Here is a 9,026-nt window from a genome sequence, read left to right on the forward strand (position 1 = left end):
ATGCCAACGCCTTCGCAATATCTACAATACTTGCAGCAGCCAACTTCCCCAAATTAGATCTGAGCTTAGTAAGTACGCTGGCTCTCATGTATCCCGATGGCTTATCTGGCTTGGCACTTTTGCTATTACGAGTCAGCGTGGGCGGGTTGTTTATCCTCCACGGTTATCCCAAACTCACGCATTTGCGATCGTGGGCAACTGCTCTCAAGATGCCCGTTTTCCTATGTTTTGTCTCCGCCGCCACGATGTTCGGTGGTGGCATTTGTCTGATTTTGGGTTTCCTGACATTACTTGCCACGTTACCGATTCTCGGCTCGATGCTCTTTGCTGCATATTTAGACATTAAAGGCGGTCAACCCTTCGTCGCCCAAGATCCATATCTCATCCCTGAAGGTCAGTATCGGGGCGCAAACGGCATCGGCGAACCGCCCAGTTGGGAAAAGGCATTTATTTACTGTGTCGTCTTAATTGCGATCGCGATTCTCGGCCCTGGGGCATATTCTATAGATGCCTCAATTTTTGGCAGGTAAACGCGATCGAAAAATCCTAAGTTATTGCTCTGTCAAGGTTTGCTCGTGGGCAGTGCCCACCATCTATGTTTCAGGATATCCACTATCCACCCTTCTCCTTACGGAGCGCACAGGAGAATCTCCGTTGGAGAGGCTACGCCAACGCGCGGAGGTTCCCTCTCGCCAGAGTGTTTGGGTCAGCGGCTCGCAGCCGGGAGGAAACTTCCCGGATTATGCGAGACAAGACAGCGACGCGCGCATCACGGAGGTTCCCTCCACGCCTGTGCGCGTCAAGACAAGACAGACGCTACGCTACGACAGGCTCAGGGCAAGCTATCCAATATCCACTAATCTAGCTTAAAGTCGATCGGTAGGCGAACGTAAACGTGATGCGGATCGTTAAAAGTTTTTAATACACTTAACTCTGCCTTAACCTTGATTAATTCAGCCGTGAGCGGATCTTGAACTTGGAGCGCGCGAGCTTCTTTACTGCCAGCAAATTGTTTGAGCAGTTTTTCTTCCCAACCTTCCACAGCGGGATATTCTTCTAGTTCCCAATCTTTCCCTAATTTAGCAGTTTCAGCGGCATAAGAAATTGCATCACTTAGTCCACCAATATCATCTACTAAGCCAATCTTTTTAGCATCACTACCAGACCAAACTCGACCTTGAGCGATTTCGGCTACTTTTTGTTTGGGCAGTTTTCGAGATTCAGAGACTTTATTAAGGAAGTCATCATAAATATCATCGACCATCTGTTGAGAGATTGCCAATTCTTGAGGGGTGCGCGGACGGGCGATCGTGCTACTATCTGCTAATTTAGATGTTTTAACAACATCCCAAGTAATTCCATTTTTATTAGCTAATTTTTGATAGTTGAAGTTGATGCCAATTACACCGATCGACCCGGTAATTGTATTCGACTCGGCAAAGATTTTATTAGAATAAGTAGAAATCCAATAGCCGCCAGATGCGGCTACATCGCCCATCGAAACCACGACGGGTTTCTCTTTTTGTAATAGTCGTACTTCACGTTGAATGATGTCTGAAGCTAAGGCACTGCCGCCGGGACTATTGACTCGAAGTACGACAGCTTTAACATTTTTATCTAATCGCAATTCGCGCAACTCTCGCGCCATACTATCGCCCCCAATTTGTCCGGGAGATCCTTCGCCACTAACGATGCTGCCTTGTGCGTAAATTACTGCAATTTTACGAGTAGAATTAGTTGCTGCTTTACTGACTACCGTTGCATAATCTTCGATACTAATTTTCCGAAAAGAAGTTTTATCTTCTTCATCTTTACCACTAAGTTTCTGGAGTTCGGCGATTACTTCATCTGGATAAGCAGTGCGATCGACTAAATTGTTTTTAAGCGATTGGGTGGCGGTTAACATCCCCCGATCGTCCGCAATTTGTTGGATCGAAGCTGGTGTTAATTTACGACTGGTACCGACTGAGGTTTTAAATTCACCCCACAGATTATTTAATAATTCTTGCGTTTCCTGTCTGGCGGCAGGACTAAATTTATCTAGCGACCAAGTTTCGCCAAATGATTTATATTTACCTACCCGCACGACTTCAACACCAATGCCATATTTATCGAAGGCATTTTTAAAAAACATTGTTTCCGATCGAAAGCCATTAATATCGACCGAACCCATTGGATTAATTAAAATTCGATCGGCTACTGATGATAGATAATAGTCGCGTTTATCCATATCAATATTGTAGGCAATAATTTTCTTGCCAGATGCCCGAAATCGTTCTAATGCCGTGCGGACTTCTTTGAGCGTGGCAAATCCCGTACTGCTAATTTGTTTGCCACTACCACCATCTAAATAGATGGCGATAATTCGCTTGTCTTTAGTTGCAGCATCGATCGCATTCAAGACTGATTTTAGTTCGGTAACGCGGTTAGATTCACCAGCTAGTGCTTCTTGTAAGGTTTTACCCGGATTGAGATCGACGATCGATCGCGATAAATCGATTGTTAAAATCGATCTTTCCGCCACTTTTACGGTATCTTCACTATTAGTCGCACTCTGAATAATTGCGCCGATCGTGATGGTAAGTAAAGTTAGCGATACTGCTGAAAATAATGTCAAGCCTAATAAGCTACCGATGGTACTAGCTAATGCTTGTTTGATAAACTGACGCATAAAAGATATCTAAAGAAAAGTGTGGGAGCGATTGTAAAAATAAAGTTTAAATCTTGAAGTTGCCATTGATGCAACAGATCGAGAAGGGTTAAAGTATCAATTGATACTCTTGATGCTATTTGAGGTTCTCAATCTCTACAGCTAAATTGTAGATCGGGCGTGGAAATATTACGACAGACCTTGGCACTGTTTTTAAAAACCAATTAAAAATATTCAGGCTAGTAGTCTTCATTATGCCCAAGTATCTGGCTAGATCTTACTCATTTATTCAGAATGCTACTTAATTATCGATAGAGAAAATTATTCATCTTCGCTACCGATAATTAACGTTGGTTGCTGCCTAGAGCGCATGAAGACAATTAGCTTGTCGCAGCGCAGACAAATTAGCATTCCCCGTACAAAATAGTACAGTCTGCACTTCTGCAAGCAAAATTTGAACTAACTCAGCGACGGCGGCTGTTGAAATATCTGCCGCCTGAAGAAAGGGTAAAGCCAAACCGCCAACATCTGCACCCAACGCAATCGCTTTGGCGACATCCAACCCGTTTCGCAACCCGCCAGAAGCAATTAAGGGAATCGTCGGCGCGATCTGACGAATGGTAGTAATGCACTCAGTTGTCGGAATTCCCCAATCGCCAAAAGTCTCGCCGAGCCTGCGCTGGAGGGCTGTTTTAGCGCGTTCGCTTTCTACTTTTGCCCAAGAAGTGCCCCCCGCACCTGCGACATCGATGCCGCTCACACCTGCGGCAATTAACTGCTGTGCGGTGCTTGCCGAAATGCCATTACCCACTTCTTTAATAATCACGGGGACAGGAAGCCGCGCGCAGACGGTAGCAATCCGATCGAGCAAACCTTTAAAATTAGTATCTCCCTGGGGTTGAATGCACTCCTGGAGGGGGTTGAGATGCAAAATCAGCGCGTCGGCATCGAGTAATTCTACCGCGCGCAAACATTCATCGATCCCATAGCGATAATTAAGTTGGACGGCACCCAAATTTGCGAGTAATAATATATCTGGGGCAACTTGGCGCACTTGGAAGGTATCGGCGAGTTGCGGTTGTTCGATCGCAACCCGCTGAGAACCCACCCCCATCGCTAATTTATACTCTTGTGCCACTTCTGCCAAGCGATAATTAATTGCTTTGGCTTGCTCGGTACCGCCAGTCATCGAGGACATTAAAATTGGTGCGCCGAGCTGCTTACCGAGCAACTTAGTAGTAAGATCGATATCTTGGTAATCTAATTCTGGCAGACAATTATGGCTGAATTGATAGCGATCGAATCCACTCCCCTGAGTCTTAAACTGGACATCTGATTCTAAACAGATCCGAATATGTTCGGCTTTGCGTTGAGCTGTAGACATAGTTGGTATTTGCTGGGTTAATCGCTCCAATCTCAAGTCCTCGATTTTTAATAACCGATCGTCATGGAACCCCCTATAAATAACATTAAACTGTCCCAAACGGCTAAAGACCAACTCGTAAAACTCAAACGATCGACTAAAATCGAGCAGTGGAATATTTTGTGTCGGTGGGCATTTTTTCGCTCTCTGGCAGAAACCGCACCGCCCTCGGTAGTGCCGATTCCCGCCGATAGCAATCTCGAAATGACGTGGAAGGTATTTGGCGGAGAATTAGCCGATATTTCGATTCTCGCGCTCAAGCAGCGGTGTTTGAGCGATGGATTAGATCTGACTCCAGACGTTTTGGCGCAGCAATTTCGGCTGCATTTACATCGCGGTATCGGTTATCTGGCTGGCGATTCAAATCTGCGCCGCATTGAAGATTTGGTAGGTTTGGCAGTTACTTCTTTGCCAGTGTCAAATTAGGTATCTAGAGTGGATGGTGAATTTCTGAATCTGTAGGGGTGGGTTTATGCAATCTAATGTCGATATTACTTTCGATCTGGAACAAAACCCACCCGCCACCACCAGGATCTAAGTAGGTAGATGCAATTATTTATAAAATAGATTATGCCTGAAACCTAGCTGGTGGGCATTGCCCACCCTACACGATATCTAACTGTCAGAAAGATTTTTAGCGGCATCGAGATCGATCGCGAGTGCTAATTGATAGACATAGCGGCGCGATTGCGAAATTTGTTCGGCGACAATCCGACTGGCTTGAGAGCGCGATGTATCATTAAGCATTAACTCAATTAGAGCGCGTTCGATCGCTTCATCCGATAGTGTGGGATGGCTCACAGGCGCGCCAGCCACCACGAGCGTATATTCCCCCTGCGGTTCGGTGTTAGTATAATGCTCGATCGCCGAATTAATACTTCCCCGCCAAAAATCTTCGTGTAATTTAGTTAATTCTCGCCCGATGACAATCTGCCGATCCTCACCAAATGTCGTCGCAAAGTCGGCTAAAGTTTGGCGCAACCGATGGGGAGATTCATAAAATACCAAAGTCCGCGCATCGCCCGAAACCGATTCTAATCGATCTCGTCGCTCCTGTCCCTTAACTGGAATGAAGCCTTCAAACACAAATCGATCGCTCGGCAAGCCAGACGCGCTCACCGCCGTAATTACCGCCGTTACCCCCGGAATCGGAATCACCCGAATCCCCGCCGCGACACAAGCGGAGACAATCAGATAACCAGGATCGGAAATTCCTGGCATCCCCGCATCGGTAACTAACGCGATCGATTTTCCGGCTTGCAATCGATCGAGCAGTTCGGGAATGCGCTGTTGTTCGTTATGCTGGTGATAGCTAATCTGGGGCGTTTTAATTTCAAAATGATGCAGCAGCTTACCAGTATGACGGGTATCTTCAGCCGCGATCGTATCGACATCCCGCAATACCTGAAGTCCCCGCATCGTCAGATCGCCCAAATTTCCGATCGGCGTACCGACTAGATATAGAGTTTTACCAGTGACTTCGTTTGACATGTATTTATGGGTAGGGATCGGCTCTGGGCAAGGTGTCTCTCAACTAGCGATCCGTCGCGCGATCGAGTCAGTATTCACCGAGTACGATCTCGATCTTGCCACAATTGCGGGGATTGCAACACTCGATCGCAAAGCAAATGAGCCAGGATTGGTAGATTATTGTCGCAAGTCGGGTCTGTTTTTAAAAACATACAACCCAAAACGGCTAAATTCCGACGAATGCCAAATTCCGATCTAATCAGCCACTACTTCAATCTTGTTTGTGGACATAGTTGCTGCTAGCAGCAAACTAATTGGCAACCAAAAAAATGGCCAAGCTACAGTGTCAAAAATAGACTCAACATCTGTCGCCATTAATATCAGCGCATATAGAGACATGGCGAAATAAATTTTCACATTTGCCTGCTCTAAATTTTTCAAGCCATTTTTAAAAAGTTGCCAGATAAAAAGCCCGAATAAACTCAACCCAACCAGTCCATAGTTATAAATAGCTTGTAAAAACCAATTGTGAGCTTGTATAGCTACATAAGTCACTGCTGGTGGGGCAACAACATAATAGCTGTAGGGATGACCCGTTCCTTTGCCAAAAAATGGGCTATGGGCAATTTGGGAAATAATATTCTGCCAAATATTTAGACGACCAGAAAAACCGCGATCGAATAGCTCAAACTCGATTTTATCGAAGCATAATGGCACTGCAACACAGATTAAAATTGTACCAATAATTAAAATGCTGTACGTTTTCCAGTTGCGTGTAGTCAAACAGATGAGTAGTATACTCGTTACCACTGCCAAACAAGTAATCCGAGAGTAAGTTAAAATTACATATAAGAGGAGAACGCCTGTCCCCCCCGCCAGCAGGATTGTTTTGTTAACTTTATGATTATACACGCACAAATAACCACATAAAAATACGGCAAAGCAACCATAAAAAAAGGCTGCATAGTTAGGGTTGCCAAAATCTGCGTAGTTAGCAATTCCCGAACTATAGATCCGGAATCCTCTGTAGGAAAGGGAACGTTTTAGAAAAAGATATTGGTTGAGCAAAGAAATAAACGCACTAGATGTAATAATTACTGAAGACAGGAGGAGCAGATCGTGAAATAATTTTGTTTGAAAATAAACATAAATAATGGCATGAATATAGATAATAATGCATAAGATACTTTTGCTATATATAGAAAAACTATTTTCCAGACCAGACCAAAAGCAAGCAAGTATAACATAAGCTAAAAATAACAATAAGAAAGACATACTTTTCTTGTTGCTTAATTTTTGAAGCCACTTTGCTTCCAGCGTGAAAATTAAAACAGACAGCAGCAACAACAAATATTTAATTGTTGTTTTCAATAGATCGTTTACCAGCCAAATGTCTGAAGTTATCTGGGCAAAAAGACACACAATTAAAGCATTATTTACAGTTAATATTAATTTTTCTTTTTGAAAGTCCAGCCTTTCAAATAAATTTAGCATAGGTTTGTAATTTTAGATACGATCTCGTTCGCGGAGCGTCTCCAATGGAGGATCTCGACGGTCGTTATATTGAAATTAATTTACTTGAGTAACTGCAAAAATACCGATTAATTTTAAACTGCTTTTGACGATCGTCTGCAATTTCACGCAACAGATAACATTGTTTATTTAACTCTAATCATATTGTAATAAAAAGCATCTGAAAGTACATCCGCCCTGTATCTTACTAATTTAATTGTGTTGCGATCGATCGCATAAACTGACGATACTTCTTCTTTCTTGCTGGCGATCGTTACTGCATCTAAAGTTAAGCCAGTAAGATTGGATTGAACGATCTCGATCGTAACTTTTTCGGGTTGAGGCATTAAAACTAATGTCTGGCTTTTTACTAGCCATTTACCTTCTTGTTTTACCAATAAATCGGCAGTGCTATTTTTGAGTTTGTCTTTAATATGAAATACAAATTGAGACGTAAATTTACCATCTCTCTGAAAATAGTAACTACCGCTAGATTTAACCGTTCCCCCGCCTGTTTTTCGCACCCAATCAATCTGCCATCTACCGATAAAATCTTCTGTTAATACCGATATTTTCGCGAAGCTTGTTTTTTTCTCTGAGCTAGATAGCAAGAAGCGATCGAACAAGATATATTTAACTGAATTAGAGGCTATCGATGCTGTTAGAAGCGATAGAGAAATTGCAATCCAAATGGTATTCTTTCGATCTGAAAGCCGCATATTATTTCGTCGTAAGCAATGCTAATTGTGCGAATTAAAATATCGAACTATCGATCGATTGCAACAATCGTAGCACGCGTGTATAAAACAAATACTTTTTTTCAATATTTAAGCTATTTGGCTGAATGCTAACAGTAGATCTGGTTAAAATAGCTCGATTGATTTAGAATTTATAAGTAAATCCGCTAAAACTTTTGTCGATCGGCGTAACGACTAGAGATCGAGTTTTACCAGTGATTTTGTTGCAAATGTTAGTTGCTAATGCTACGCCTAAATATTTATGGGTAGGGATCGGGTGTCAGCGGGGTATATCTAAACTCGCTATTGAGAGCGCGATCGAGTCAGTATGTGCCGAGTACGATCTAGATCTCGCCACAATTGCGGGGATTGCGACACTCGATCTCAAAGCAAATGAGCCAGGATTAATCGATTTTTGTCGGGAGTCGGATTGGTTTTTAAAAACATACAGCCCAGAACGGCTAAATTCCGTCACGGTTGCACGCTCGTCTCAATTGGTATCGACACTAGTCGGAACGGCTAGCGTCGCCGAAGCAGCAGCTCTATGTGCGGCACGCAGCAATATTTTATTAGTACCCAAGCAAAAGTTTCGGCTCAGTTCGACATCTGGTTTTGTTACCGTGGCGATCGCACAGAGCGGGTAGGGATTAGAGCAACGCCTACGATTAAAATCGTGGCTAATAACACAAAGTCCGCGTAGGCGGACTGACTTAGGTGATTCCCGATCGGGAATCTACCATCTAAACTATGATTTATCTGAGAAATAGATGAACTAAGATTGTCGGATAGCAGTCTAATCTTCGTCCATCAGTCAATCATTTCAATCATAGTTCAGACATCTAATTTACTGACAAGGAGTACCAGTATAGCGATTTAGGGCGATCGGACTCGGAATTGGACTGCCGATTATCGATGTGGTACAAGTCGAGGGTACCGCGCGAGGATAGGTATTTGGCTGCGGAAAAACTACGATCGGTCTGATTTCTTGGCGATAACGGGTTGGATAACCACTACCATAATAGGAAGTCGTTACCGAGCCAGGAAAAGAGTTACTACCAGGGTAAACCACACTCGGCGAGTATAACTCTGTCGAAGTTGTCGTCGTTATCCCATTCGTATAAGCTCGATCGTCAGGAACCGATGGTACGTAAATTGTAGTTGAAGAGTAACCAGTCGAAGGAAAAGGTTGGATGAAAACGCCTTGTGCTTTTCCTGCTAACGGCGTAAATAAAGT

10 protein-coding genes are annotated in these 9,026 nt (G+C 43.6%); 4 read left to right on the plus strand and 6 right to left on the minus strand.

The features are described 5' to 3' along the window. On the plus strand, positions 1–530 hold a 530-nt coding region (locus tag Q0R35_RS12035; RefSeq protein WP_295618187.1), incomplete at its 5' end, for a DoxX family protein. A 326-nt stretch (positions 531–856) separates the two neighbouring features. On the opposite strand, the gene sppA is transcribed toward Q0R35_RS12035, so the two are convergent. Continuing rightward, on the minus strand, positions 857–2,671 hold the full coding sequence (gene sppA, locus Q0R35_RS12040) for a signal peptide peptidase SppA (RefSeq protein WP_295618190.1): 1,815 nt from the start codon (positions 2,669–2,671) through the stop codon (positions 857–859). Positions 2,672–3,011: 340 nt separating this feature from the next. After that, entirely contained in the window at positions 3,012–4,034 is a 1,023-nt protein-coding gene (gene fni, locus Q0R35_RS12045; RefSeq protein WP_295618194.1) for a type 2 isopentenyl-diphosphate Delta-isomerase, read from the minus strand. Positions 4,035–4,097: 63 nt separating this feature from the next. Between fni and dndE the strand changes: the two genes are divergently transcribed. After that, entirely contained in the window at positions 4,098–4,499 is a 402-nt protein-coding gene (gene dndE / locus Q0R35_RS12050) for a DNA sulfur modification protein DndE (protein ID WP_295618197.1), read from the plus strand. Positions 4,500–4,688: 189 nt separating this feature from the next. On the opposite strand, the gene rsmI is transcribed toward dndE, so the two are convergent. Further along, complete coding sequence (rsmI, locus tag Q0R35_RS12055) at positions 4,689–5,564, minus strand: 16S rRNA (cytidine(1402)-2'-O)-methyltransferase (RefSeq protein ID WP_295618200.1); 876 nt, start codon at positions 5,562–5,564, stop codon at positions 4,689–4,691. Here rsmI and Q0R35_RS12060 point away from each other — a divergent pair. Beyond that, a complete protein-coding gene (locus Q0R35_RS12060) occupies positions 5,563–5,802 on the plus strand; it encodes a cobalamin biosynthesis protein (RefSeq protein WP_295618203.1) in 240 nt (79 codons plus the stop codon). The genes rsmI and Q0R35_RS12060 overlap by 2 nt on opposite strands. On the opposite strand, the gene Q0R35_RS12065 is transcribed toward Q0R35_RS12060, so the two are convergent. Then, positions 5,799–7,037, minus strand: coding sequence for an O-antigen ligase family protein (locus Q0R35_RS12065; RefSeq protein WP_295618207.1), 1,239 nt, complete (start codon positions 7,035–7,037; stop codon positions 5,799–5,801). The two genes, Q0R35_RS12060 and Q0R35_RS12065, sit on opposite strands and share 4 nt — an antisense overlap. Positions 7,038–7,201: 164 nt before the next feature. Next, positions 7,202–7,774, minus strand: a complete 573-nt coding sequence (locus Q0R35_RS12070; protein ID WP_295618209.1) for a hypothetical protein — start codon at positions 7,772–7,774, stop codon at positions 7,202–7,204. Positions 7,775–7,968: 194 nt separating this feature from the next. Between Q0R35_RS12070 and Q0R35_RS12075 the strand changes: the two genes are divergently transcribed. Further along, positions 7,969–8,436, plus strand: a complete 468-nt coding sequence (locus Q0R35_RS12075; protein ID WP_295618212.1) for a cobalamin biosynthesis protein — start codon at positions 7,969–7,971, stop codon at positions 8,434–8,436. Positions 8,437–8,636: 200 nt separating this feature from the next. Here the strand turns inward: Q0R35_RS12075 and Q0R35_RS12080 are convergent. Beyond that, on the minus strand, positions 8,637–9,026 hold a 390-nt coding region (locus Q0R35_RS12080), incomplete at its 5' end, for a hypothetical protein (protein WP_295618215.1).

Source organism: Chamaesiphon sp. GL140_3_metabinner_50, assembly GCF_025361915.1.
GTDB lineage: Bacteria > Cyanobacteriota > Cyanobacteriia > Cyanobacteriales > Chamaesiphonaceae > Chamaesiphon.